The following is a 25,635-nucleotide window of genomic DNA, read 5'->3' on the forward strand; positions in this document are numbered from 1 at the left end:
GGTGGAAATTCCCCGGACCGCTCAGTGTCCCGGATGAATGGCGTCGTTGAGGTAGATGCAGGTCAGGATCGCAAACACATAGGCTTGCAGGAACGCGACCAGAATCTCGAGCGCGTACAGCGCGACAGTGAGCGCCAGCGGCAGCACGCCGCCGACCCAGCCGACGGCGCCGAGCGAGAAGCCCAGCATGGCGACGAAGCCAGCGAACACCTTCAGCGCGATGTGGCCGGCCAGCATATTGGCGAACAGACGAATGCTGTGCGAGACCGGCCGCAGGAAGAACGACAGGATCTCGATGAACATGACCAGCGGCAGGATGTAGCCCGGGACGCCGTGCGGAACGAAAATCGAGAAGAATTTCAGGCCGTTCTTGGCGACGCCGTAGATCAGCACGGTGAAGAAGACCAGCAGCGCCAGTCCGACGGTGACGATCAGGTGGCTCGAGACCGTGAAGGTGTAGGGGATGATGCCGACCAGGTTCGAGACGCAGATGAACATGAACAGCGAGAAGATCAGCGGGAAGAACTTCATGCCTTCCGCGCCGGCCGTCGAACGGATGGTCGAGGCCACGAATTCGTAGGAGATTTCGGCGACCGACTGCAGACGCCCGGGAACCAGTTGCGAGCCGCTGGCGAGCATCAGCAGCGTGATGATCGCCACCGCCACCAGCATGTAGAGCGACGAATTGGTGAAGGCGATCGTGTGATTGCCGATATGGCCCAGGGTGAAGAGAGGCTCGATGTTGAACTGGTGGATCGGGTCGATTTTCATCAGCGCGGCATCTCTTGGTCTGCCGGGCGATGCCGGCGGGTCTCGGTCTGCCGGCCGGGCCGGCCCGTACCGGCGATGCCGGCACGATCATTCCTCTCCGTGCGGATCGCCTTACGAACCACCGCGCCTGTTCTGACCCGCGCCCGCCGATCTCACCACGTTCACCACGCCGGCCACGAAGCCCAGCAGCAGGAACACGATAAATCCGAAAGGCGACGTCGACAGCAAGCGGTCGAACCCCCAGCCAATCCCCGCTCCGACAGCGACACCGGCGACCAACTCGGAGGATAACCGAAAACCAAGCGCCATCGCCGAGGCTCTGGCCGCTCCGTCTCCACCGTCACCTGCGGGTTGCTCGGTCTTGATCCGGCGGTCGCGAATTTCCGACAACCGCTGATCGAGATTTCCGAGCCGTTCGGAAAGCGCAGCTTCCTCGGGCGATCTATCGCGATCTCCATTCTCGCCGTGTCCCGTGCCCTGTGTCATGCAACGAAGACCCGAAACGCCGCGGCTGAATGGAAATTACGCCCGCCACCCTCAAAAGCCGCGCGGACCATACTGATGGCCTATAATCAAGTCAAGCCAAGTCACGATTGCGTCGCTTTCTTCTATGTAGCTGATTTGTTTGACGATATTGGCGCGCACGGCAGCGCTGCACACAGCGTGACGCCGCACCGCAGCAGCTCTCTTGCGGATCGGTGGACGCGGCCGCCATTTCGCCGCGCTGCAGGGATCAAACACCCGCCCGGCATCGTTGATTCCGGGCGGGTGTTTTTGGCGGCGGATCGCCTCGCCCGGGTGTAGAATTGCGGATGTGCCACGTTTGGCGTCGTGGCGGAGAGTGCGATGAGACCAGTGACGTCATCCACAGCATCATGGCTTGCGGCGGCGTCGTTCGCCGTAGTGATGACCGTCAGCGGCAGCCTCTTGGCCGCCCAATCGGCGCCCGACAGCGAAAACGGCCGCTACACCATGACACCGATCCCGGAGGGGGTGCTGCGGCTCGACACCCGCACCGGCACGATGTCGACCTGCACCCGGAACGGGTCCGGCTGGGCCTGCTACGCGGTGCCCGACGAGCGTGCCGCGTTCGATGCCGAGATCGGCCGGCTCCAGGCCGAAGTCGAGAAGCTGAAGGGACAGCTCGCGGCCGGGCCGACGGTCTCGGGCAAGATCGACGAGGCGCTGCCGAAATCCGATCCGCTGAAGAAGACCGAGCCGAAGGTTGCCGAGGGCGACCGCAAGATCGAGATTCCGTTGCCGAGCGATCAGGACGTCGACCGCGTGATGTCGTTCCTGGAAAAGGCCTGGCGCCGGCTGATCGACATGGCCAACCGCGTGCAAAAGGACGTGTCGGGGAAGATTTGACGCGCGACGAGCTGCCGTAGGGTGGGCAAAGGCGCAACGCGCCATGCCCACGATCTTGATATCGTCGCGCGGATTGGTGGGCACGCTTCGCTTTGCCCGCCCTACGGCGGCTTTCCGAGTTGAGAGACGTTCATGACATCCACCAAATCCATCACCCGCTCGACGCCGAGCTCGGTGCAGGCCACCACCATCTCATCGTCGCTGCTGACCGTGCAGACGCCGGGCTGCGGCTTCATCGATCTCACCAGCGAGGCCGCGAAGTTCGTCGCCGAAGTCCGCGCGCGCGACGGCGCGCTGACGCTGTTCATCCGTCACACCTCGGCGTCGCTGACGATCCAGGAGAATGCCGATCCTTCCGTGCTCGTCGACCTCACCACGGCGCTGGCGCGGTTCGCGCCGGACGATGAAGATGCAGGCTGGACTCACGACACCGAAGGGCCGGACGACATGCCGGCGCACGTCAAGACCATGCTGACGGGGACCTCGCTCCACGTGCCAGTCCTGGACGGGAAGCTCGCGCTCGGCACCTGGCAGGCGATCTATCTGATCGAGCACCGGACCCGCCCGCATCGCCGCGAGGTCGTGCTGCAATTCATCGGCGGCAATCGCTAGAGCGCTCTCGCGCGAAGCTCGGGCCCAAAACAAAACCGGCCGCGGAGACCGCGGCCGGTTGGTGTTGGTTGATCGCTGCTTCGATCAGGTCGCCTTGATGTCGACGTCCTTGGTCTCGGGCAGGAACAGGAAGCCGATCACGACCGTGATGGAGGCGAAGATGACCGGATACCAGAGACCGGCATAGATATCGCCCGTGGAGGCCACGATGGCGAAGGCGGTCGCGGGCAGCAGGCCGCCGAACCAGCCGTTGCCGATGTGGTAGGGCAGCGACATCGAGGTGTAGCGGATGCGGGTCGGGAACAGTTCGACCAGCATCGCGGCGATCGGGCCGTACACCATGGTGACGAACACCACCAGGATGAACAGCAAGCCGATGGTCGCGGCCACCTGCGGACGGAAGATGTCGAACGGGTTCGACATCTTCACGATGCCCGCGTCACCCGGCTTCGGATAGCCGGCTGCCTGCACTGCGGCGAGCAGTGCGGGGTTGCCGTCCTTGGCGTTGGCGTAGGCAACGTCCTTGCCGTTGACCACAACCTTCACGCCGGAGCCGGCGGGGCCAGGCGAGGTCGAGTACTTGACCGACGACTGCGACAGGTAGGCACGCGCGGTGTCGCAGGGCGCGCTGAAGACGCGGGTGCCGACCGGGTTGAACAGGTCACCGCAAGCTGCGGGATCCGCCACCACGTCGACCTTGACCGTCTCGATCGCCTTTTCCAGCGCCGGGTTGGCGTTGGTGGTGATCATCTTGAAGATCGGGAAGAAGGTCAGCGCCGCGATCAAGCAGCCGCCGAGGATGATCGGCTTGCGGCCGATCTTGTCGGACAGCACGCCGAACACGATGAAGAAGCCGGTGCCGAGCAGCAGCGACCAGGCGATCAGCAGGTTGGCGGTGTAGCCGTCGACCTTGAGGATCGATTGCAGGAAGAACAGCGCGTAGAACTGGCCGGTGTACCAGACCACGCCCTGGCCCATCACGCCGCCGAGCAGGGCGAGCAGCACGAGCTTGCCGTTCTGCCAGTTGCCGAAGGCTTCCGTGAGCGGCGCCTTCGAGCTCTTCCCCTCGTCCTTCATCTTCTGGAAGATCGGCGATTCGTTGAGGCGGAGACGGATCCAGACCGAGATGCCGAGCAGCAGCACCGAGACCAGGAACGGAATGCGCCAGCCCCAGGCCGCGAAGTCGGCTTCGCCGGTCGCGGTGCGGGTGAACAGGATCACCAGCAGCGACAGGAACAGGCCGAGCGTCGCCGTCGTCTGGATGAAGGAGGTGTAGTAGCCGCGCTTGCCGTTCGGAGCATGCTCAGCGACGTAGGTCGCCGCGCCGCCATATTCACCGCCGAGCGCCAGGCCCTGGGCGAGGCGCAGCGCGATCAGGATGATCGGGGCCGCGATGCCGATGGTCGCCGCGTTGGGCAGCAGGCCGACGATGAACGTCGACAGGCCCATGATCAGGATGGTGACGAGGAAGGTGTATTTGCGGCCGACGATGTCGCCGATACGGCCGAACACGATGGCGCCGAACGGACGTACCAGGAAGCCCGCGGCGAATGCCAGCAGCGCGAAGATGTCGCGGGTTGCCGGCGGATAGGCCGAGAAGAACTGCGCGCCGATGATGCCGGCCAGCGAACCGTAGAGATAGAAGTCGTACCATTCGAAGACGGTACCGAGCGAGGAGGCGAGAATGACGAAACGTTCGTCTTTCGTCATCCCTCCTGCGCCAGCCTGAGACACAGCCATTGTCGACATAGTGAGTCGCTCCCCGAAATGCGTTTCCTCGCGCCCCGGATGTCCGGACATGCCGGACCAACCCAGGTCTTGCCCGCAAGGTAACATCGGCGTGAAACCTGCCCCAATACGACTTTCGGCCTTGCGCACTGACGCGCACCTGACGTCCCGTCGCAGATGCCGGACCGCAAGTGCGGAGAATTCCGGATTAACCCCTTTCCAGCAAAGGGATAATGTACACTTGCATGCCACGGCCGCTCGGGGAAGAATTGACCCGCCGCGGCATCGACTCGCCCGGCGGTTGCGAACGACAGCAAGAGAACGATGAACGCTCCCTCGACCCATCTCGTCATTGCCGATGATCATCCCCTGTTCCGCGACGCGCTACGGCAGGCGGTGGCGAGCGTCCTGACCTCGGCCAGGATCGATGAGGCAGGATCGTTCGAGGATCTGACCAAGCTTCTGGAACAGACCTCCGACGTCGACCTGATCCTGCTCGACCTGTCGATGCCCGGGATCTCGGGCTTTTCCGGCCTGATCTATCTGCGCGCGCAATATCCGGCGATCCCGGTGGTGATCGTCTCGGCCTCCGACGACAGCGCCACGATCCGCCGCTCGCTCGATTTCGGCGCCTCCGGCTTCATCCCGAAGCGCTTCGGCGTCGAAACGCTGCGCGACGCCATCCTCAAGGTGATGGAAGGCGACGTCTGGGTTCCCGCCGACACCGACCTGTCGGCCGCAGCCGATCCCGACATGACGCGCCTGCGCGACCGCCTGGTCACGCTGACGCCGCAGCAGGTCCGGGTCCTGATGATGCTGTCCGAGGGGCTGCTCAACAAGCAGATCGCCTACGAGCTCGGCGTCTCCGAAGCCACCATCAAGGCGCACGTCTCGGCGATCCTGCAAAAGCTCGGCGTCGAGAGCCGTACCCAAGCGGTGATCGCCGCCGCGAGGATCGCCGGCGGCCAGTGGAAGCAGGGCACGCCGACGGGGTGATACTGGAGCCGTCATTCTTCGAGGCTCGCTTCGCGAGCGCTTCAGGATGACGGTATTCGGTACAGCGTCGGATTTATAATGCCTGCAGCAGCTCGTTGGCGATCCTGATATCCGCCATGTCCGAGGCGTCGACGAAACCTTCGAGGGCGCTCTGGAGCAACAGCTTTGCGTCCCCGCGGCGGTCCCGTTCGGCCAGGATCTGCGCAAGGTCAATCGTCGCCCGCAGCTCCCAGGCCTTCGCGCCCTTGTCGCGGCTGAGCTCCAGCGACTGCATGAGATTGGCTTCAGCTTCCCCTCTGTCGGGTTCAGGGAGCGACAGCAGTACGCTGGCCCTCATCCGCAGCAGCTCCGGCATGTAGAGATGATCGCCGCCTTGATCGACGAGGCGGATCGCGTCGTCGATCAGGCGCGCCGCCTGTCCGGTCTGGCCGAGCGCCAGCAGGCCCTGAACCAGCGCGATGTTGAACGTCGTGGTGAGCAGCTCGTAGCCGGCCTCGTGCAGCTCGCGCAGGCAGGCGCGTATCGTCTCGACGCCGGCGGCGGCGTCGCCGCGCCCGATAGCCAGCTCGCCTTTGACGCCGCGGCCGACCGCGAGATAGGGGCCCATCGAGCGCGATTCGGCGTGGGCGATGAAGTGGCCAATGTCGCATTCGGCGCCGTCGAGGTCGCCGCTCCAGAGATCGATCGACACCGCCCAGATCAGCGCGATGCAGAGCGTGATCGGGTGGTCCATCTGCGCGGCCTCGGTGACCGTTTGTCGCGCGAGCTGCTGAGCCTCCGCGGGACGGCCCTGCAGCCAGAGCTCGCGCGCAAGCGAGATGCCGGCCCGGTTGCGATGGTCGAAGCCGTGCACCGTGCTGATCCGCTCCGTGCCCGGCCCCTGCCAGGCAGCCTTCAGCATCGTCAATGCGTCGCGATGCTCGCCGGCCAGATGCAGGGAGACGCCCAGCAGTGATTTTGCGAGCGCGATCGAGGCGGCATCGCCGAGCGTCTCGGCGACGGTGAGGCTCTGCCGGGCATAACCGAGCGCGCCATCGAACTGTCCCATCCGCTCGTGGAAAATATGCATGCGGCCGAGCAACTGGAGCTGGTTCGGCGCGTCGCCACGCGCCTGCGCGATCGCAAGCGCCCTGCTCAATGCGTCACGCGCCGCTTCGCTGCCGCCGCGCGTGAACATCAGCGTCAATCCGAGCGCCGCCTGGATGTGCATCTCCTCGGCGCTGCCGTGCTCGGACGGGGCGATCGCCAGCAGCGCCCGTTCCGACCAGCGCCGGCATTCGATCAGCAGCGACATCGCCAGAAAGATGGGAGCTGCCGCGGCGGTGAGCGCAATGCCGATGCCCGCATCGCCGTCCGCGCCGAAGCACCAGTGCAGAGCGGCGCGCACGTTGTGAAGCGCGGAGAAGTGGATTGCCCGTTCGTCCGCGCTCGGCACCGTCGCCCAGGTCGTGCCGGCCTGCTCCAGCCATTGCCGGTAATAGGTCGCGTGCCGGGCCGAGAGCGCCGCGTCGCTGGGCTCGTTCTCGAGCAGATAGGCGCGCGTCGTGTCGAGCAGACGGTAACGCATCATGGCGCCGATCGGGCGCGGCGCGACCATCGACTTGGCGACGAGGCTGTCGATGGCGTCGAACAGGCGGGCACGGTCGACACGCTGGTCCGGCACGACCTCGAGCGCGGCGTCGATGGTGAAATGGCCGGCGAAGACCGCGAGCCTGCGCAGCACGAGGCGCTCGACGTCGGACAGCAGTCCGTAGCTCCAGTCCAGCGTCGCCTGCAAGGTCTTCTGCCGCGGCGGCGCGGTGCGCTGGCCCTGCCAGAGCAGATTGAGGCGTTCGTCGAGCAGTGCCGCCGTCTGCTCCAGGCCGTAGGCCTCGACCCGGCCCGCCGCGAGCTCGATCGCCAGCGCCATGCCGTCGAGCTTGCGGCAGATGCCGGCCATGATCGCGGCATTGCCGTCGTTGAGCGCGATGTGTGCGCCGCCGGCCGTCGCGCGCTCGATGAACAGTTGAAGTGCTGGATAAGTCTGCGCGGCCGTCGCCGTCAGAGCGGCATTGTCCGGCGGAACGGCGAGCGGTGCCAGCCGATAGACCTGCTCGCCCTCGACGCGCAGGGCTTCACGGCTCGTGGCGAGGATGTGGACATGCGGCGCCGCATGGAAGATCGCTGCCGCCAGCGGTGCCACAGCCGCGATGACATGCTCGCAATTGTCGAGGATCAGCAGCATCCGCTTGTCCCTGATATGCGCGAGCAGCGCGGGCAGCGGATCGTCGGCCTGGGCCGGCAGGCCCAGCATCAGCAGGATCGACGTGATCACGAGTTCGGGATCGCTCAGAGCCGCAAGATCGACGAAGTGTGCGGCATCGGAGAAGGTTTCGAGCAGGTCGTGAGCGATCGCCACCGCGACCGCCGTCTTGCCGACGCCGCCGGGGCCGGCAATCGTGACGAAGCGCATGGTGATGAGCTTGTCCGAAATGGCGGCGACCTCCTCGTCGCGCCCGACCATTCGCTGCAGCCGGTTCGGCAGCTTGACCGGCGGAAGTTCGGTTCGCGGCGCTGCCGGAGCCGGCTTTGCCGAAGGCTCCGCTTGCGAGATCGGCGCCACGAAGCAGTAGCCGCGGCCGGAGAGCGTGGTGATGTAGCGTGCACCGTCCTTGCCGTCGCCGAGGGCCTTGCGCAGCGCGGCGATGTGAAAGCGCAGATTGGTCTCCTCGACCGTCATGCCGGGCCAGACCAGCGCCATCAAATCCCATTTGCTGACGACCTGGTTCGGCCGCGACATCAGCGCGATCAGCGTATCGAAGCTCTTGGCGCCCATCGGCAGCGCGACGCCGTCGCGCATCACGAGCCTTTCATGCGGCGTCACGGTGAAGGGGCCGAATATCAATATCGATGCCGCGGGCGCAGCCGGTTCAGTCATCACGAATTCTTGCTCATTTGGAGAACCGGATAACGAGCCGTCGTCGATCCGGCAAGGCCAGCAGCGCATCGCCATCCGGCTACGTTTGCAGGTCTCGCCATTGGGTTCCCGGCCAGCCTCACAAGTTCTCACAACTCCCAACGGGTGTCCCGCCGAGGCGGCTGCTAGTCATTTGCCTGACGGCAAGGAGACCTTCATGACGCAAGCGGCAAAACTGATCTACACGGCCAGCACTCACACCAGCGGCGGACGACACGACGGCATATCGCGCAGCTCGGACGGCCGTCTCGATGTCAAATTGTCGCCGCCGGGCGGCGCGGGCATCGGCACCAATCCCGAGCAACTGTTCGCGGCCGGCTGGTCGGCGTGTTTCGAAGGCGCGATGGAGAAGGCGGCGCGCAAGCGGGAAATCGTGCTTCCTCGAAAAAGCGCGATCGATGCGGAAATCGATCTTCTGCTCGAAGACAACACTTACTCCCTGCGGGCGCGCCTCAATGTCAGCCTGCCGGGCCTCGATCTCGAGGTCGCGCGCGCCATCATCGATGAGGCACATCTGACCTGCCCCTATTCCAAGGCCGTGCGCGGCAACATCGACGTCACGGTCGCACTGATTTGATCACCCCCAACCAACCAGCAACGAGGTAGCCCATCATGAACCAGCTCATCGACCAGCATCGCCGCAAGTTCTTTGGCGTCGCCGCAGGGACCGTCGCTCTCGGTCTCGGCGTGATCGACCTTGCCCGCGCCGAAACGGAAGCGACGCGCGGCGCCGCATCGAATGCATCCTTCGGCCCGATCAAGCAGATCGATGCCGGCGTCCTCAATGTCGGCTATGCCGAGGTCGGCCCATCGAACGGGCCCGTGGCGATCCTGCTGCACGGCTGGCCGTACGACATTCACGCCTACGTCGATGTCGCGCCGATCCTGGCAAAGGCCGGCTATCGCGTGATCATCCCCTATCTGCGCGGCTATGGTACGACGCAGTTCCTCTCCAGCGAGACGCCGCGCAACGGCGAGCCGGCGGCGATGGCCGTCGACATCATCGAGCTGATGGACAAGCTCGACATCAAGAAGGCTGTTATCGCCGGCTTCGACTGGGGCGCGCGCACCGCCGACATCATCGCCGCGCTGTGGCCGGATCGCTGCCGCGCGCTGGTGTCGGTCAGCGGCTATCTGATCTCCAGCCAGGCCGCAGGCAATGCTCCGCTGCCGCCGTCGGCCGAGCTGCAATGGTGGTACCAGTTCTATTTCGCGACCGAGCGCGGCCGCCTCGGATACGCGAAGTACACGCACGACTTCGCCAAGCTGATCTGGAAGCTCGCCTCGCCGCAATGGAAGTTCGACGACGCCACCTTCAACCGCAGTGCGGCGGCGCTCGACAACAAGGACCACGTCGCGATCACGATCCACAATTATCGCTGGCGGCTCGGGCTCGCCGAGGGCGAGCCGAAGTTCGACCATCTCGAAAAGAGGCTCGCGGAAGCTCCGGTGATCAAGGTCCCGACGATTACGATGGAGGGCGACGCCAACGGCGCGCCGCATCCCGATCCCAGCGCCTATGCCAAGAAGTTCGAGGGTCGCTACGACTTCCGCCTGATCACCGGTGGCATTGGCCACAATCTGCCGCAGGAAGCGCCGCAGGCCTTTGCCAAGGCGGTGATCGACGCCGACGGCGCCTGAGCACTCATTCGATGCCTCGGTCCAGCGCAGCTGGACCGAGGACCTGCCGCGATCCCTCGCTTGAAGAAAACATCATGACCCCTGTCGAACCCGAGACGAAAAAGCGCTCCTATGCCACGGCGATCACGCTGGGCATGCTCCTTCTCGTCGTTCTCCTCACTTGCGTCCCCTATCTGGTCTCGATCGCACTTGCCGAAGGGCCGGCGCCAGACAACGCGGCGGACGCCTCCCCGATCTTCGGTGTCACGATTCCCGCCGGATACAAGCAGTGGGAGCTGATCGCGCCCGCCGAAGAGGCGCCGCCGCTCGACGAGCTTCGCGCCGTCGTCGGCAACCAGACGGCGATCGACGCCTATCAGGCCGGCAAGCTGCCGTTCCCGGACGGGACCATTCTGGTCAAGCGCGCCTGGAAGCGGAAGCAATCGCCGGAATTCGCGTCGGCAACGGTTCCCGGCGTCGCAACCACGGTGCAGGTGATGGTCAAGGATTCCAAGAAATACGCAGCGACCGGCGGCTGGGGCTTTGGCCGCTTCATCGACGGCAAGCCGGTCGACGCGGCCCAGCACCGCACCTGCTGGGGTTGTCACGAAGCCCGCGCCAAGAGCCATGATTATGTCTTCACCCGGCTTGCGCCCTGAGATCATGCGGAGGCCGACTTGAAGACCTGGTTCATCAGCGGCAGCTCCCGTGGGCTTGGCCGCGCCATCACGGAAGCCGCGCTTGCCGCGGGCGACCGGGTGGTTGCCACTGCCCGGAATCTCGCGCCGCTTGAATCGTTGCGCGACCGGTTCGGCGACAGACTGCGGCTCGCGACACTCGACGTCACTGACGAGGCCGCCGCGCAAGCGGCCATCGAACTCGCCGTGACGGCGTTCGGCGGCCTCGACGTGGTCGTCAACAATGCCGGCTATGGTGAGCTCGGATCGGTCGAGGACACGAGCCTGGAGTCGTTCCGGCAGCAGATCGAGGCCAATCTGATCGGCACCATCATCGTCACCAAAGCGGCGATCCCGGTGCTGCGCCGGCAATGCCGCGGGCATATCGTTCAAGTCTCGTCCGTGGGCGGCCGGATCGGCGCGCCGGCGCGCGCGGCCTATTCGGCCGCGAAATGGGGCATCGAAGGCTTCTCGGAGTCGCTGGCGCGCGAGATGGCGCTGATCGGCGTGCACGTGACGATCGTCGAGCCCGGCGGTTTCCGCACCGGGTTTGCGCAGACCGCGCACGCGACTGACGAGGGGCGTGCCGAGTACGATGCCGTCGTCGGCGCCGCTGTCAGGATGCAGCGCGACTACGATGGCCGGCAGCCCGGCGATCCCGTCAAAGCCGCCGCCGTCCTCTTGAAGCTCGTCGCGATGGAAAGTCCGCCCTTGCGGATCGCGCTCGGGAGTGATGCCGTCAACGCGATCGCGGCGACGGACCGGCAGCGTCTCCAAGAGCTGGAGAAGTGGCGCGCACTCGGCGTCTCCACGGACTTCTGAGCGGCGGCAGAGCTACTCCGCCGCCACCATCTGCTGCGTGCGCCACTGGCCGAGCAAGGCGCGCAGCGAAGCCGGCTTCACCGGCTTGTTGAGCACGGCGACTTTCTCGTCGCGTGCCGCGATCTGCACGGCGGGGCTGCGGTCCGCGGTGATCAGGATCGCGGGGATGCCGTCGCCGAAGCGGCGGCGGATCTCGCGGATCGCGGCGATGCCGTTGCCGCGGTCGAGGTGGTAGTCGACGAGCAGTCCGGTGACGCGCTTGCCGGCCGCCTCGATCGCCGCGATCGCGCCTTCGGGATCGGCGACCGCGATCACCTCGGCGTCCCAGGCCTTCAGCAGCGTGCGCATGCCGTCGAGGATCGCGGCATCGTTCTCGATGCAGACGATCAGCGCGCCCGCGATCGGTGTGCGCGCCAGCGGCGTCGCGCTGGTGACGGCGGCGGTGAGGGTGACCGCCTTCGCCGTCGGCACCGTCACCGAGAAGACCGAGCCGCCGCTCTTGTTGCCTTCGATGGCGATGCCGTGCTTGAGCACGCGCGCCAGCCGTTCCACGATCGAGAGCCCGAGCCCGAGGCCGCGCGCGATCCGCGCGCCTTGCTCGAGACGGTGGAATTCCTTGAAGATCTCGACGCGCTTGACCGGCGGAATGCCGACGCCGGTGTCATAGACGCAGATCCTGAGCGAGGGGCCCTGGCGGCGGCAGCCGACCAGCACGCGTCCGCGCGGGGTGTATTTGATTGCGTTGGAGATCAGGTTCTGCAGCAGGCGCCGCAGCAGCAGCCGGTCCGACTGTACCGGCAGCGAGCAGGGCACGAAGGTGAGATCGAGGCCCTTGGCGCGCGCGACCGGCGCGAACTCGATCTCCAGCGAACGCATCAGGTCGGCCATCTTGAAGCTCGAGATCGAGGTCGTCATCGCGCCGGCGTCCAGCCGCGAGATGTCGAGCAGCGCGCCGAGGATCTCCTCGATGGCCTGCAGCGACTCGTCGATGTTCTCGACCAGCCGCGTCTCCTCGCCATTGTGCTGGCGTTCGACCAGGCTCGTGACATAGAGCCGGGCCGCGTTCAGCGGCTGGAGAATGTCGTGGCTCGCGGCGGCGAGGAAGCGCGTCTTGGAGATGCTGGCATCTTCCGCCGCGCTCTTGGCGAGCGCGAGCTCCGAGTTCAGCCGGGTCAGTTCCTCGGTGCGGTCGCGCACGCGCTTTTCCAGGGTCGCGTTGGCGCGCTCCAGCGCTTCGGCCGCCTCGAAGGTCGGCGTGACGTCGGTGAAGGTGATGACGAAGCCGCCGCCGGGCATGCGGTTGGTCAGCACCTCGATCACCATGTGGCGGTCCGGCAGGCGCTCCAGATAGGGCTCACTGTCGGTGGTGTAGGCCACGAGCCGCTGCTCGATCATCGCCTCGCGGTCGGTCTCGCCCGCCTGATCGCTCACGCCCATGAATTCCAGGATCTCGCGCAAGGGTGTGCCGAACTGGATGAAATGCGGGGGCACGTTGAGGAGATCGCCGAACTGGCGGTTGGAGCAGATCAGTTGCAAATCGGCGTCGAACACCGCGATGCCCTGGCGGACATGGTTGAGTGCGGTCTGGAGGATCTCGCGGTTGAAATGCAGCGCCGCGTGGGAATCGTCGAGCAGCTTCAGGGCAGCCTTGGCGGACACCGTCCGCTTGCGCAGTAAGAGCGACATCACGAGGCGCGAGGAGGCCGCCCCGATCGAGGAGGCGATCAGGTGCTCGGCATGCTGCAACAGCTCGAAATCGGCAGGTGCGGCGGATTCGAGCCGCACGTTGCGGCGCGCCGAGAAGGCCTCGAACGAATGCCGGGCGCGGTCGGGGCCGAGATATTGCGCCACCGTGGTCTGGATGTCCTGCACCGTGACGGTGGTGCGCCAGCGGCGGAAGCTCGGGGAGATCGGTGCCAGCGTGTTGGGCACGAACAGATCGGCCTGCACCAGCTCGATGGAGGATGGCCGGCGCGCCAGCGACAGCAGCACATAGGTGAGGATGTTGAGCGACAGCGACCAGATCACGCCGTGCATCAGCGGCGGCAAATCGGCGCCGAACAGCGCCTGCGGCCGCAGCGCCTCGATCCCGAACGGGCCGTGCTGGAGCCACAGGATGCCTGCGGTCGAGGAATCCATGAAGCTCGGCATGAACAGCGTGTAGAGCCACACCGCAAAGCCGACCAGCATGCCGCCGATCGCGCCGCGCGCGGTCGCGCGCCGCCACAACAGGCCGCCGAAGAAGCTCGGCGCGAGCTGGGCGATGGCGGCGAAGGAGAGCAGGCCGATGGCCGCAAGCTGGGTGTTGCCGAGCGCGCGGTAGTAGAAATAGGCCATGACCATGATGGCGAAGATCGCGAGGCGCCGCGATCGCAGCAGGAAGTCGCTGAAATCGGCGCCGCCGGTGCGCCCCTCCGGCCGCCGCTGCAGCACCAGGGGAACCACGAGGTCGTTCGAGACCATGATCGAGAGCGCGACGCATTCGACGATCACCATCGCGGTCGCCGCGGAGAGGCCGCCGACGAAGACGGCGACGCTGAGCAGGTCGGCGCCCCCCTCCATCGGCAGCGCCAGCACGTACATGTCGGGGTCGGCCGCGCCGAACGGAAAGGTGACGAGGCCGGCGATCGCGATCGGGATCACGAACAAATTGATGGCGACGAGGTAGAGCGGGAACAGCCAGCGTGCGCGGCCGACCTCGGCATCGCTGGAATTCTCGACGACGCTGACATGGAACTGGCGCGGCAGCAGCATGACCGCGCACAGCGACAGCAGCGTCATGGTCAGGAAGTTGCCGATCGACGGCGAGTAGTTGATGGCGCGGACCGCTTCCGGCGTCTTCATCGCGCGTTCGATCAACTCATGCGGCGAGAACATCCAGAAGGTGACGAAGATGCCCGCGGTGAGGAAGGCGACCAGCTTGATGATGGACTCGGTCGCCACCGCCAGCATCAATCCGTGCTGGTGCTCGGTCGCGTCGGTCTGCCGCGTGCCGAACAGCACCGCGAAGGCCGCCATCGCCAGCGTCACCATCAGCGCCATGTCGCCGAGGATCGGGATGTGGGAGAAGGCCTGGTCCTCGCTGAGAATGGTCTCGAGCGAGGAGGCCACGGCCTTGAGCTGGAGCGCGATGTAGGGCACCGAGCCGATGATCGCGATCAGCGCCACGGTCGCCGCCACCGCCTGGCTCTTGCCGTAGCGCGCACCGATAAAGTCGGCGATCGAGGTGATGTTGTGGGCCTTGGCGAGCTGGATCACGCGGCGGAGCACGCCCGCGCCGAGGCCGATCATCAGGATCGGGCCGACATAGATCGCGAGGAAGTCGGTCGAGGTGCGGGTGGCGAAGCCGACCGAGCCGAAGAATGTCCAGGAGGTGCAGTAGATCGCGAGCGACAGCGGATAGATCAGCCCGGACGCGCGGCCGGCCTTGGCCTGCGAGCGGCGGTCGCCGTGGCTCGCCACCAGGAACAGGAAGCCGATATAGCCGAAGGCCGCGGCGATCACGCCCCAGTCGTGCAGCATGGCGAGCGCGTTTCTCCCTGGGCGCGGCAAACCCGCGCCAATGCTCATTTTCCCTTTAAATCTAGCGCGTTGCAGGGACGCAAGCGACAGCGAAATGCCGGGCCGGGGGAGGAACTGGGGTTGTCGTTAAGCGGTGGGGCAGGTGGTAACCCCGCTGTCGTCCTGGCGAAAGCCAGGACCCATAACCACGGGACGTGGTTTCGGGCACGCTTGTTGCCCCAGCGAGCTACAACAATCCGCAGTCGGGGTAATGGGTCCTGGCTTTCGCCAGGACGACCAGTAACTACTCCGCCGCCAGCGACTTCTGGCGCAGCGGCAGGCCGAGGCGGTCCCAGACCTGCAGCAGGGCTTCGGCGAGCTGATCGATCAGGCCGTCGTCGTGATAGGGCGAGGGCGTGATGCGCAGGCGCTCGGTGCCCTTGGCGACGGTCGGATAGTTGATCGGCTGGATGTAGATGCCGTGCTCTTCCAGCAGCAGGTCGGAGGCCTGCTTGCACTTCTCGGCATCGCCGATGAACAGCGGCACGATGTGGGTGTCGCTCGACATCACAGGCAGGCCGGCGGCATTGAGGATCGCCTTGACGCGGGCGGCGCGGTCCTGATGGCGCTCGCGCTCCCAGCTCGAGGTCTTCAGGTGCTTGATCGCGGCGGTGGCGGCCGAGCAGATCGCCGGCGGCAGCGCGGTGGTGAAGATGAAGCCCGGCGCATAGGAGCGCACAGCGTCGATGATCTGGCCGTTGGCGGCGATGTAGCCGCCGAGGCAGCCGAACGCCTTGGCGAGCGTGCCTTCGAGAATGTCGATGCGATGCATGACGCCGTCACGCTCGGCGATGCCGCCGCCGCGCGGGCCGTACATGCCGACGGCGTGGACCTCGTCGACATAGGTCATTGCGCCGTACTTCTCGGCGAGATCGCAGATTTTTGCGAGCGGCGCGACGTCGCCGTCCATGGAATAGAGGCTCTCGCAGGCGATCAGCTTCGGCCGGCTCGTCCCTGCGGCCTTCAGCTTCTCTTCGAGGTCGGCGAGGTCGTTGTGGCGGAACACGACGCGCTCGCAGCCGGACTGGCGGATGCCCTCGATCATCGAATTGTGGTTGAGCTCATCGGAGAGGATGAGGCAGTTCGGAATGAGCTTCGCGATGGTGGCGATGCCGGTCTGGTTCGAGACATAGCCCGAGGTGAACAGCAGCGCGGCTTCCTTGCCGTGGAGGTCGGCGAGCTCCGCCTCGAGCTGCACCAGCGGATGATGCGTGCCGGCGATGTTGCGGGTGCCGCCTGCGCCGGTGCCGACGCGGGTCGCGGTCTCGACCATGGCGCCGACCACTTTCGGATGCTGGCCCATGCCGAGATAATCGTTGGAGCACCAGATCACGACGTCGCGCTTGCCCTTCGGCGAATGCCAGACCGCGTGCGGGAACCGGCCGGCGGTGCGCTCGAGATCGGCGAACACGCGATAGCGCCGCTCGGAGTGGAGACGATCGAGGGCGGAGTTGAAGAACTGGCTGTAATCCATCGGCAAAACCTAAGACGGAACTGACCAAAAGGGCGGCATCTTCTTAGAGCTTTTCCAGCTCCAATGTCTATGCGCTATCCCACATTTGGCCCTGCGGGGCATTTGGGCAAAATGCCCTATCGTGCGAATTGAAACTTGATCCGGATCAAGTTCGCGCGAGAGGTAATGTTGCTTTGCACCATGCGCCGGGGCGCGGTCGATCCGGGCTGCCTTGTTAGGATGCCTTGGCCTTCTTGCGCGGCTCGCGCTGCACGTCCTTCGCCGTGACCGGCTTCAACCAATCCGAATTGCGCAAGGCATGCGTCACGCAATCATGGATGTGGGTGTGCAGCACCTTGTTGGCGCCCTTGGCGTCGCGCTTCAGCGCCAGCTCCTTGAGCTCGCGATGTTCGGCAGCCGCCATCTCGCCGCGAAACACCACGGCGATCATCTGATAGCGCAGATAGCGGTCGTAGACCGCAGCATGTGCATCGAGCAGCACCTTGGAGCCGCAGGCCGCGACGAGCGCGCGATGAAACTGGAAATCACACTGTTTCCAGCTTTCGGCGTCGGACCGTTCGCCTGACAGCAGCATCCGCTCCATCGCTGCGAGCTTGTGATGCGCCGAGACGATGTGCGCCTCCCAGTCGAGATCGCCGGCCGCGAACGACTTCTCGATCATGTGGCCTTCGAGCAGTTCGCGCAGCTCGGCGATCTCCTGGAATTCCGCCGCCGAGATCGGCGCCACCTCGAAGCCGCGCTGGCCTTCGGCGACGACAAAGCCCTCCGAGCACAGCCGGTTCAGCGTCTCGCGCAGCGTCGAGATGCTGGTGCCGTAGGCGCTGCTCATCCGCTCGAGCTTGAGCTTTTGACCCGGCGTCAGCTTGCCGAAGATCAGGTCGGTGCGGATGCGGCGGTAGGCGCTGTCGCCCACCGTCTCGGCAGTCGTGTCGGGAAGGATGTCCATGCCTCATCCTAGCGTCTTGGACGTGCGTTTTGGCAAATTTCGGAGCTTTATCAAGCGTTTCTCATAATATCATATGAAATGCAGAATATAGGTTGATTTATAATTCGTCATATAAGACGTTCCCGCTCCTAAGAACGAGATCATCAGGGGAGGGCGCAATGGTTGTTCGGATCAAAGGTCTGGCTTGGGTGGCGGCAATCGGCGCGGTTGCCCTGGGCGTGATGGGCTCGGCCTCGGGCCAGGCCATCCAGGAGCGCACCATCCGCTGGGGGCACCTCAACAACACCGACCATCCCGTCAGCAAAGGCGTGCAGAAATTCGCCGAGATCGTCGCGGCCAAGAGCGGCGGCAAGCTGAAAGTGCGCGAATATCCGGCCAATCAGCTCGGCAGCGAGATGCAGCAGCAATCCGCGCTGCGCGCCGGCACCCAGGAGATGCAATCACCGGCGACGACCTCGCTGGTCGGCATCGTCAAGGATTACGGGCTGATCGATTTCCCCTTCATCGTCTCGACCCCGCAGCAGGCCGATGCGCTGCTCGATGGTCCGCTCGGTGCGGCGCTGCTGGCGAAACTGCCGGAGAAGGGGCTGGTTGGCCTCGCCTACTGGGATCTCGGCTTCCGTAACGTCACCAACACCCGGCGGCCGATCACCAAGGGCGAGGACCTCGACGGCATCAAGATCCGCGTGATCCCGAACCCCGTGTATCTGGAGACCTTCAAGGCGTTCAACGCCAACCCGGTGCCGATGAGCTTCTCGGAGCTCTACAGCGCGCTGGAGACCCGCACCGTCGACGGCCAGGAAAATCCATTCTCGGTGATCCTGTCGAACAAGTTCTACGAGGTGCAGAAATATCTCAGCGTTACCAACCACACCTACTCGACCAACATCATCCTGATCTCCAAGAAATTCTGGGATACCCTTTCGCCCGACGAGCAGAAGATCCTGCAGGACGCCGCGATCGAGGCGCGTGACTACCAGCGCAAGGTCAGCCGCGAGCAGGCCAAGGCCGCGATCGACGAGCTCAAGGCCAAGGGCATGGAGATCAACGAGATCGCGCCTGGCGAGCTCGACCGCATGCGCGCCAAGACCAAGCCGATCGCGGAGAAATTCTCCGCCGACTACGATCCCGCGCTGGTCAAGCTGTTCAACAGCGAGCTCGATCGCGTTCATGCGCTGAAGCCCTGAGCGGTAGCTCATGAAAGCGGTCGTCAACGCCTATTTCTGGCTGCTCCGCGCGGTCATCGCGGCGCTGCTCGCCGCGATGGTCGTGCTGGTGTTCGGCAACGTCGTGCTTCGCTACGGCTTCAACTCCGGCATCGCCGTCTCGGAAGAGCTGTCGCGCTGGCTGTTCGTCTGGATGGTGTTCCTCGGTGCGATCATCGGCATGAAGGAGCACGCTCATCTCGGCGTCGACAGTCTGGTTAAGATCCTGCCGCCCGGAGGTCGCAAGCTCTGCTACGGGCTCAGCCACCTCCTGATGCTCTACGCCTCCATCCTGCTGACGGAGGGCTCGTGGAACCAGACGATGCTGAACTGGGATACCGTGGCGCCGGCTTCGGGTCTCTCGGTCGGCCTGTTCTATGCCGCCGGCATCGTGTTCGGGGCCTCCTCCTGCGTGATCATCGTGCACGAGCTGTACCGGCTCGCGACCGGGCAGATCGCCGACGCCGACCTGATCGCGATCAGCGAATCCGAGGAGCTGGCCCATTCACCGGACGCCGCCGGCGGAAAGCTGTAAGCGATGACCGTCGCCGTCTTCACCTTCTCGCTGCTGGGCGCCATGGCGATCGGCATGCCGATCGCGTTCGCGCTGATCGTCTGCGGCATCGCGCTGATGACCTATCTGGCCATGTTCGACTCCCAGATCATCGCGCAGAACGTCATCAACGGCGTCGATTCCTTCCCGTTGATGGCGGTGCCGTTCTTCATCCTCGCCGGCGAGGTCATGAACACCGGCGGCCTTGCGCGTCGCATCCTCAATTTCGCCATCGCGCTGGTCGGGCATTTCCGCGGCGGGCTCGGCTATGTCGCGATCCTCACCTCCTGCATCCTGGCCTCGCTGTCGGGCTCGGCGGTCGCCGACGCCGCGGCGCTCGGTGCGCTGCTGGTGCCGATGATGGCGGCGGCCGGCCACAATCGCGCCAGCGCGGCCGGCCTCGTCGCGGCCGGCGGCATCATCGCGCCTGTCATCCCGCCCTCCATCGGCTTCGTCATCTTCGGCGTCGCCGCCAATGTCTCGATCTCGAAGCTCTTCCTGGCCGGCATCGTGCCGGGGCTGCTGCTCGGTGTCGGCCTGTGCTTTGCCTGGTGGTGGGTGGTGCGCAAGGAGAATCCGGCGCGCCTGCCGCGCAAGAGCATCGGCGAGATCTGGCGTGCGCTGATCGACGGCTTCTGGGCCCTGATGCTGCCCATGATCATCATCTTCGGCCTCCGCTTCGGCATCTTCACCCCGACCGAAGCCGCCGTCGTCGTCGCGGCCTATTCGCTGGTCGTGGCGATGGGCGTCTATCGCGAGCTGAAGCCATCGCAACTGCCGGCGCTGCTGGTCTCGACCGCCCAGACCACGGCGGTGGTCATGTTCCTCGTCGCGGCCGCGCTGGTGTCGTCCTGGCTGATCACCGTCGCCGAGATCTCCGACCAGATCGTGGCCCTGGTCAAGCCGTTTGCCGGCAACCAGACGCTCCTCACCATCGTCCTGATGATCATCGTCGTGATTGTCGGCACCGCGCTCGACATGACGCCGACGATCCTGATCCTGACGCCGATCCTGATGCCGATCGTCAAGCAGGCCGGCATCGACCCCGTCTATTTCGGCGTGCTCTTCATCATCAACAACGCGATCGGGCTGATTACCCCGCCGGTCGGCGTCGTGCTCAACGTGGTCGCCGGCGTCTCCCGCGTCTCGATGGACGACCTGATCCGCGGCGTCTGGCCCTTCATGATCGCGCAGCTGGCTGTGCTAGCCTTGCTGACGCTGTTTCCCGTTCTCGTCACCGGCCCGGCCAAGTGGTTCGGCGGCTAACTCCCAGAAGGACCTTCCATGAAGCGCGTGATGATCCTCAACGGTCCAAACCTCAACATGCTCGGCATCCGCGAGCCGCACATCTACGGCACGACGACGCTCGCGGAGGTCAATGCGAGCTGCGAGGAGGCTGCCGGAAAGCTCGGGCTCAAGCTCGCCTTCCATCAGTCCAACCATGAGGGCGTGCTGGTCGATCTGATCCAGTCGGCGCGGCAGGACGCCGATGCCATCGTCATCAATCCGGCCGGCCTGTCCTTCACCTCGGTCTCGATCATGGACGCGATCAAGACGTTCGAGGGGCCGGTGCTGGAAGTGCACATCTCCAACATCCACGCCCGCGACGAGTATCACCGCCACTCGAAGATCTCGTTCGTGGCGACGGGCGTGATCTGCGGGCTGGGTCCGTTCGGCTACATCGCGGCGCTGCACGCGATCGCGAACATGAAGTGAGGCGGTGTCGCGCTGACGGTGCGCTCCCTCGCCCCGTTCTTACGGGGAGAGGGTTGGGGTGAGGGGCCTGCTTCCGCAGGGACGGTGAGAGTTGGATTCGCGGAGAGTCCCCCTCACCCGGAATCCGCGCTACGCGCGAATTCCGACCTCTCCCCGCAAGCGGGGCGAGGTGAAGAAAGAACTCACGTCGTCTTGAACTGCAGCACGCCGTCCTTCGCCTCGGACGTCAGCCGGCCCTCGACGATCATGTAGTTGACGTGGGCGACCAGCTCGCCGGCGGCAAAGCCCATCTGGTGTTCGTCCAGCACGTGCTTGTTGAACACGACGGGCACCAGCTCGCGCGAGGTCTTGGGCTGCTCGCGGCAGGCGTCCGCGATCAGGCGGCAGCGCTCTTCGTGGTGATCGGCGAGCTGCTTGATGCGGGTCTTGAGGCCGTAGAACGGCACGCCGTGGCCCGGCAGCACCAGGAGATCATAGGGCAGGGTGGTGGTGAGGCTCGCAAGCGAGGCCAGATATTCGCCGAGCGAGTTCTGGTCGGGCTCGACCGCCCACACGCTGACATTCGGCGAGATCTTGCTCAGCACCTGGTCGGCGGAGAGGAACAGCTTGTCGTCGGCGCAATACAGCATCACCTGGTCGAGCGCATGACCGCCGCCGGTGATCACCTTGAAGCGCCGCGCGCCGATCACGACCTCGTCGCCATGCGAGATGCGTCGGTAGGAAGGCGGCAGCACCGAGACGCGCTTGAGATAGTCCTGGCCGCGGCCCAGCAGCTTCTCGGTCAGCGACTCGTCCATGCCATGGCGGCGGAAGAACTGGCGCTGTGCCTCCTTCCGCTCCTCGGTGCCGCGGTTCTGGTGGTAGACCGATTGCAGATATTCGACCTGCGACATCACCAGCGGGCAGTTGAACCGCTCGACGATCCACCCCGCGAGGCCGACATGATCGGGATGCGAGTGGGTGACGATCAGGCGCGTGATGTTGACGCCCTTCAGCGGACCCTCGAACAGCTTGGTCCAGGCCTCGATCGTCTCCTCGTTGCCGAAGCCGGCATCGATCATCGCATAGCCGTCGCCGTCGGCGAGCAGGTAGATGTTCACGTGGTTGAGGCGGAACGGCAGCTTCAGCCGCGCCCACAACACGCCGGGCCGGATTTCCACGACCTCTTCGGGGCCGGGATGCTGGTCCCAGGGATAGCGCAGGGCCTCGGCCGAGGACTGCACGGTGTCGGTTTTTGCGTTCATGCTACCGGCTTAAACCCAGTGCGGGCGAGGCGCCAGCCGAAAAAGGACGGGCCGTGGTCTCCGCATGGCGGTCATACCGGGCAGCGTTTTTCCGCGTCACGGTTGGGCGTCCGCCAAAAACGCAGTCATTCCGGGGCGCGCGTGAGCGCGAACCCGGAATTTGGAGATGGCAGTGCGGGATTCCGGGTTCGGCGCTGTGCGCCGCCCCGGAATGACGATCAAGCCGCCCGCATGTTGTTGAGGAACGAGTCGATCTCGCCGCGCAGCAGGTCGGCCTCGCGGCGGAGCGCGTCGGAGGCGCCCAGCACTTCGTTCGCCGCCGCGCCGGCCTCGGCGGACGCCGTGGAGACGCCGACGATATTGCTGGAGACCTCACTGGTGCCGCCGGCCGCATGCTGGATGTTGCGGGCGATCTCGCGGGTGGCCGCGCCCTGTTCCTCGACCGCGGCCGCGATCGTGGTGGTGACGTCGTTGATCTCGCCGATGATCCGGCCGATGCCCTGGATCGCGCCGACCGCAGAGGTCGTGACCTGCTGCATGCTGGCGATCTGGGTGCGGATCTCCTCGGTCGCTTTCGCGGTCTGGCTCGCAAGGCTCTTCACCTCGGAGGCGACCACCGCGAAGCCGCGGCCGGCCTCTCCCGCGCGCGCCGCCTCGATGGTGGCGTTGAGCGCGAGCAGATTGGTCTGCGAGGCGATGGTCTGGATCAGGTCGACGACGACGCTGATGCGGCTCGCGCTGTCGGCGAGGCTCTGCACCGTGGCGTCGGTGGCGCCGGCCTCGTCGACCGCCTTCTTGGCGATCGCGGCGGAGGTGACCACCTGCTTGCTGATCTCCTCGATCGAGGACGACAGTTGCTCGGTGCCCGACGACACGGTCTGCACGTTGACCGAGGTCTCCTCCGCGGCGGAGGCGACCGCGTTCACCAGCGCGTTGGACTGGTCGGCGGTGCTCGACATGCTCTGCGCGGTCGACTGCATCGAGTTGGCGGACTGAGCGAGATTGTCGAGCGCGGTGCGCACCGTACCCTCGAATTCCGCGATCTTCGCCTCCATGTGCGCGGCGCGCTCGGCCTTGACGGCGCGATCCTTGTCCTGCTCGCTCGCAAGCGTGCGGGCCTCGATCATGCTGTCGCGGAACACCGTCAGCGTTTCCTTCATCGCGCCGATCTCGTCGTTCTGCCGGGAGCGGACGATCTCGGTGTCGAGGTCGCCGGCCGAGAGCAGCTGCATGGCGCGCTGAAGCTCGCGGATGCGACGCAGGATGTTGCGGCCGACATAGAGCCAGACGAACAGGCCCGAGCCGACCAGCATCAGCGCGCCCAGCGCCAGCATGACCGTCGTGGCGAGCGAGGTCTCCTGCTGCGCCTGGGAGGTCGAGCTGTTGGTCTCCTTCTGAACGCCGTCGACGAGCTGCTGCACGCTGATGCCGAGGCCGACATTGAGCTTGCGCGTCTCGTCCAAGATGGTCTGGCCGTAATCGATGGAGTCGAGCTCCTTCTCACGCAGATTGAACACGCCGGTCTTGCCGGTGCCGAGCGCGAGCAGCTTTTCGGCGGTCGCGCGCAGTGTCTTGTTGCCTTCATTGTCCGGCAACAGGTCGAGGTTCGACCGCAGGCGACCCTGTGCTGTCTTGAATTCCTTCTGGATGTCGTCGAGCTTGTCGCTCGTGCTCGCCGACAGCGCCGCGCTCATGTCGGCGGCCGCGAGATTGCCGCTGGCGACGACGTTGCCGAGCTGGCCGACCGTCTGCGCGACATCGTTGGCATCGTCGGCCGACAGGATCGCCGAGCCGAGAATGGCGTTCATCCGCGTCTGCGCCTCCAGCATCGCCGGACTGGCCGCGCCGACGAAGGCACCCTGGGCGCTGCGCAGCGCGTCATATTGCTTCTCGTGAAGGGCGGCGAGGTCCAGCCGTTCGCGTGCGGCCTTGGTCAGACTCTGGGCCGCCTCGTTGATGCTCTTCATGGTCTCGCCGAGTCCGGCGACGACGCTCTTGTCGCCGCCGAGCGCGATGATCTCGTTGAGCTTCTGCTGCGTCTGCTCCTGCAGCTCCTTGAGCTTCTTGGTGCGCTCGTTCAGCGCTTCCTCGCTTTGAGCCGCAAGCAGGGCCGGTCCCTGCGCTGCAAGGCTCGCGCTCAGCGCCGACAATTGCAGGCTGGCGGAGAGGCGCGGGATGTCCTGTCCGCTCAATTCGGTCATGCGTCCGCCGAGATTCTGCAGCGCGAGGCCGGCGCCGGCTGCGATCACGAGGCCCATGCCGGCGACCACGCCGAAGGCCGTAAACAGGCTGCCGCGCACGCCCCATTTCGGCATCTTGAAGCGAGGCTTGAATCGGCCAAGCAAACGGCCCACGCCCAGACGGATCGCCATCGAAATTCCCCCACGCTCTTGCTTCTATTTTGTGGCGGGCAGTATCGGCAGGGCCGGTTAAAAAATCGCAATTGCTGCAATCGCTTGCGCTGGTTCCGCAGAGCGAAAAAGAAAGGGCCGGCGAGATCGCCGGCCCTTCGTCGCGATAAGGTTTTGCTAACCGATCAGTAGCGCGCGGCGACCGGCGCGGCCCAGTTGAAGCGGTAGTTCAGGCCCGCCTTGACGGTGTGGTCGTCGGTCGTGAAGTTGCCGGTGCCCGCCAGCGGGCCCGCGACGAAGTGCGCGTCGCCGAAATTGTAGTACTGGTACTCGGCCTTGGCCGACCAGTTCGGGGCGAACATGTATTCGACGCCGGCGCCGACGGTGTAGCCGTTGCGGTGATCGCCATCGATGATGAAGCCGGTCGGCACGCCGGCGACGGTCACCTTCTCGTTGTTGTCCGAATAGGCGTAGCCGCCCTTCACGTAGACGAGGCCGGGGCCCCAGGTGTAGCCGACGCGGCCGGTGATCGAGCCGAGGCCACGCTGGTCATTGGTGTAGGCGACGCCGCCCGGAAACACCGCGCCGACGCTGCCGGAGAGCCAGGAATACTGGCCTTCGACGCCGACGACGAAGTTCGGGTTGAACTGCCAGTCCGCGCCGACCTGCACGCCGCCGAGGAAACGGCCGTTGCCGTTGTTGCCGGTGGAGAGGCCGCTGAAATTGTTGTCGCTCGAGAAGGCGCCGCCGACATGGCCGCCGATGTAGAAGCCGGTCCAGTTGTAGATCGGCGCGGCATAGGCCGGCGCCGGCGACTTGTAGTAGCCGCGGTTGAGATCGGCACCGAGGGCCGGCGCGGCAGCGCCCGCCACCAGCAGCGCCACGGTCGCAAACAGAATCTTCTTCATGGTCTTGAACTCCAACACGTAAGGTCCCCGGCTGGCGCGCTTTCCGCGCCGTCGTTGGTTTTGCAGATAGCTTGCTTTTGACGAAAATGCTGTCACATCCGTGGCACAGCGACAGCCAACCTAACTT

At 65.4% G+C, this 25,635-nt stretch carries 22 protein-coding genes; 12 read left to right on the top strand and 10 right to left on the bottom strand.

What is annotated here, in order from left to right; all coding sequences use genetic code 11:
* Window positions 1–21: 21 nt before the first annotated feature.
* Both A7X65_RS16635 and A7X65_RS16640 read right to left on the bottom strand, forming a co-directional pair.
* Window positions 22–771, bottom strand: coding sequence for a F0F1 ATP synthase subunit A (locus A7X65_RS16635; RefSeq protein ID WP_063686539.1), 750 nt, complete (start codon window positions 769–771; stop codon window positions 22–24).
* Between the two features lie 111 nt (window positions 772–882).
* Window positions 883–1,257: an AtpZ/AtpI family protein gene (locus tag A7X65_RS16640; RefSeq protein ID WP_063686541.1), complete on the bottom strand. Its 375-nt coding sequence runs from the start codon at window positions 1,255–1,257 to the stop codon at window positions 883–885.
* 75 nt (window positions 1,258–1,332) lie between these two features.
* On the opposite strand from A7X65_RS16640, the gene A7X65_RS42635 reads away from it, so the two are divergent.
* The 3 genes from A7X65_RS42635 (at window position 1,333) to A7X65_RS16650 (ending at window position 2,751) form a co-directional block, all read left to right on the top strand.
* Window positions 1,333–1,575: a hypothetical protein gene (locus A7X65_RS42635; protein WP_167358253.1), complete on the top strand. Its 243-nt coding sequence runs from the start codon at window positions 1,333–1,335 to the stop codon at window positions 1,573–1,575.
* 42 nt (window positions 1,576–1,617) lie between these two features.
* Entirely contained in the window at window positions 1,618–2,139 is a 522-nt protein-coding gene (locus A7X65_RS16645; protein ID WP_063686543.1) for a hypothetical protein, read from the top strand.
* A gap of 132 nt (window positions 2,140–2,271) precedes the next feature.
* The gene (locus tag A7X65_RS16650; protein ID WP_063686545.1) at window positions 2,272–2,751 is read left to right on the top strand and encodes a secondary thiamine-phosphate synthase enzyme YjbQ; all 480 of its coding nucleotides are present in this window, start codon (window positions 2,272–2,274) and stop codon (window positions 2,749–2,751) included.
* Window positions 2,752–2,835: 84 nt separating this feature from the next.
* Here the strand turns inward: A7X65_RS16650 and A7X65_RS16655 are convergent, their stop codons facing one another.
* The gene (locus A7X65_RS16655; protein WP_186467154.1) at window positions 2,836–4,461 is read right to left on the bottom strand and encodes an MFS transporter; all 1,626 of its coding nucleotides are present in this window, start codon (window positions 4,459–4,461) and stop codon (window positions 2,836–2,838) included.
* A 342-nt stretch (window positions 4,462–4,803) separates the two neighbouring features.
* Here A7X65_RS16655 and A7X65_RS16660 point away from each other — a divergent pair, with 342 nt between their 5' ends.
* Window positions 4,804–5,475, top strand: coding sequence for a response regulator (locus A7X65_RS16660; protein ID WP_063686549.1), 672 nt, complete (start codon window positions 4,804–4,806; stop codon window positions 5,473–5,475).
* A gap of 73 nt (window positions 5,476–5,548) precedes the next feature.
* Here the strand turns inward: A7X65_RS16660 and A7X65_RS16665 are convergent, their stop codons facing one another.
* Window positions 5,549–8,392 (bottom strand): ATP-binding protein, encoded by a 2,844-nt coding sequence (locus tag A7X65_RS16665; protein ID WP_063686551.1) that lies wholly within the window; start codon window positions 8,390–8,392, stop codon window positions 5,549–5,551.
* Between the two features lie 196 nt (window positions 8,393–8,588).
* On the opposite strand from A7X65_RS16665, the gene A7X65_RS16670 reads away from it, so the two are divergent.
* The 4 genes from A7X65_RS16670 (at window position 8,589) to A7X65_RS16685 (ending at window position 11,550) form a co-directional block, all read left to right on the top strand.
* The gene (locus tag A7X65_RS16670; protein WP_063687739.1) at window positions 8,589–9,008 is read left to right on the top strand and encodes an organic hydroperoxide resistance protein; all 420 of its coding nucleotides are present in this window, start codon (window positions 8,589–8,591) and stop codon (window positions 9,006–9,008) included.
* Between the two features lie 35 nt (window positions 9,009–9,043).
* On the top strand, window positions 9,044–10,072 hold the full coding sequence (locus tag A7X65_RS16675) for an alpha/beta fold hydrolase (RefSeq protein WP_063686553.1): 1,029 nt from the start codon (window positions 9,044–9,046) through the stop codon (window positions 10,070–10,072).
* 74 nt (window positions 10,073–10,146) lie between these two features.
* Window positions 10,147–10,710, top strand: coding sequence for a cytochrome P460 family protein (locus A7X65_RS16680; protein ID WP_082884962.1), 564 nt, complete (start codon window positions 10,147–10,149; stop codon window positions 10,708–10,710).
* 18 nt (window positions 10,711–10,728) lie between these two features.
* Window positions 10,729–11,550, top strand: coding sequence for an SDR family NAD(P)-dependent oxidoreductase (locus A7X65_RS16685; protein WP_063686555.1), 822 nt, complete (start codon window positions 10,729–10,731; stop codon window positions 11,548–11,550).
* 12 nt (window positions 11,551–11,562) lie between these two features.
* Here the strand turns inward: A7X65_RS16685 and A7X65_RS16690 are convergent, their stop codons facing one another.
* The 3 genes from A7X65_RS16690 to A7X65_RS16700 form a co-directional block, all read right to left on the bottom strand.
* Complete coding sequence (locus A7X65_RS16690; protein WP_063686557.1) at window positions 11,563–15,072, bottom strand: PAS domain-containing hybrid sensor histidine kinase/response regulator; 3,510 nt, start codon at window positions 15,070–15,072, stop codon at window positions 11,563–11,565.
* Between the two features lie 283 nt (window positions 15,073–15,355).
* Entirely contained in the window at window positions 15,356–16,585 is a 1,230-nt protein-coding gene (gene hemA / locus A7X65_RS16695) for a 5-aminolevulinate synthase (RefSeq protein WP_063687741.1), read from the bottom strand.
* A 214-nt stretch (window positions 16,586–16,799) separates the two neighbouring features.
* Window positions 16,800–17,525: a GntR family transcriptional regulator gene (locus A7X65_RS16700; RefSeq protein ID WP_430643197.1), complete on the bottom strand. Its 726-nt coding sequence runs from the start codon at window positions 17,523–17,525 to the stop codon at window positions 16,800–16,802.
* Between the two features lie 164 nt (window positions 17,526–17,689).
* On the opposite strand from A7X65_RS16700, the gene A7X65_RS16705 reads away from it, so the two are divergent.
* The 4 genes from A7X65_RS16705 to aroQ are packed head-to-tail and all read left to right on the top strand — an operon-like array spanning window position 17,690 to window position 21,005.
* On the top strand, window positions 17,690–18,718 hold the full coding sequence (locus A7X65_RS16705) for a TRAP transporter substrate-binding protein (RefSeq protein ID WP_063686560.1): 1,029 nt from the start codon (window positions 17,690–17,692) through the stop codon (window positions 18,716–18,718).
* Between the two features lie 10 nt (window positions 18,719–18,728).
* Window positions 18,729–19,271, top strand: a complete 543-nt coding sequence (locus A7X65_RS16710) for a TRAP transporter small permease (protein ID WP_063686562.1) — start codon at window positions 18,729–18,731, stop codon at window positions 19,269–19,271.
* Window positions 19,272–19,274: 3 nt separating this feature from the next.
* The gene (locus A7X65_RS16715; protein WP_063686564.1) at window positions 19,275–20,555 is read left to right on the top strand and encodes a TRAP transporter large permease; all 1,281 of its coding nucleotides are present in this window, start codon (window positions 19,275–19,277) and stop codon (window positions 20,553–20,555) included.
* 18 nt (window positions 20,556–20,573) lie between these two features.
* Complete coding sequence (gene aroQ / locus A7X65_RS16720) at window positions 20,574–21,005, top strand: type II 3-dehydroquinate dehydratase (RefSeq protein ID WP_063686565.1); 432 nt, start codon at window positions 20,574–20,576, stop codon at window positions 21,003–21,005.
* 182 nt (window positions 21,006–21,187) lie between these two features.
* Here aroQ and A7X65_RS16725 read toward each other — a convergent pair whose 3' ends face one another.
* The 3 genes from A7X65_RS16725 to A7X65_RS16735 all read right to left on the bottom strand — a co-directional run bounded on the left by A7X65_RS16725 (window position 21,188) and on the right by A7X65_RS16735 (window position 25,508).
* Window positions 21,188–22,249 carry an MBL fold metallo-hydrolase gene (locus A7X65_RS16725; RefSeq protein WP_063686567.1) on the bottom strand — a complete coding sequence of 354 codons (1,062 nt, stop codon included), beginning with the start codon at window positions 22,247–22,249 and terminating at the stop codon, window positions 21,188–21,190.
* 218 nt (window positions 22,250–22,467) lie between these two features.
* Window positions 22,468–24,621: a methyl-accepting chemotaxis protein gene (locus A7X65_RS16730; protein WP_063686569.1), complete on the bottom strand. Its 2,154-nt coding sequence runs from the start codon at window positions 24,619–24,621 to the stop codon at window positions 22,468–22,470.
* 164 nt (window positions 24,622–24,785) lie between these two features.
* Window positions 24,786–25,508 carry an outer membrane protein gene (locus tag A7X65_RS16735; protein ID WP_063687742.1) on the bottom strand — a complete coding sequence of 241 codons (723 nt, stop codon included), beginning with the start codon at window positions 25,506–25,508 and terminating at the stop codon, window positions 24,786–24,788.
* Between the last annotated feature and the right edge of the window lie 127 nt (window positions 25,509–25,635).

It is taken from the genome of Bradyrhizobium stylosanthis, assembly GCF_001641335.1.
GTDB classification, from domain to species: domain Bacteria; phylum Pseudomonadota; class Alphaproteobacteria; order Rhizobiales; family Xanthobacteraceae; genus Bradyrhizobium; species Bradyrhizobium stylosanthis.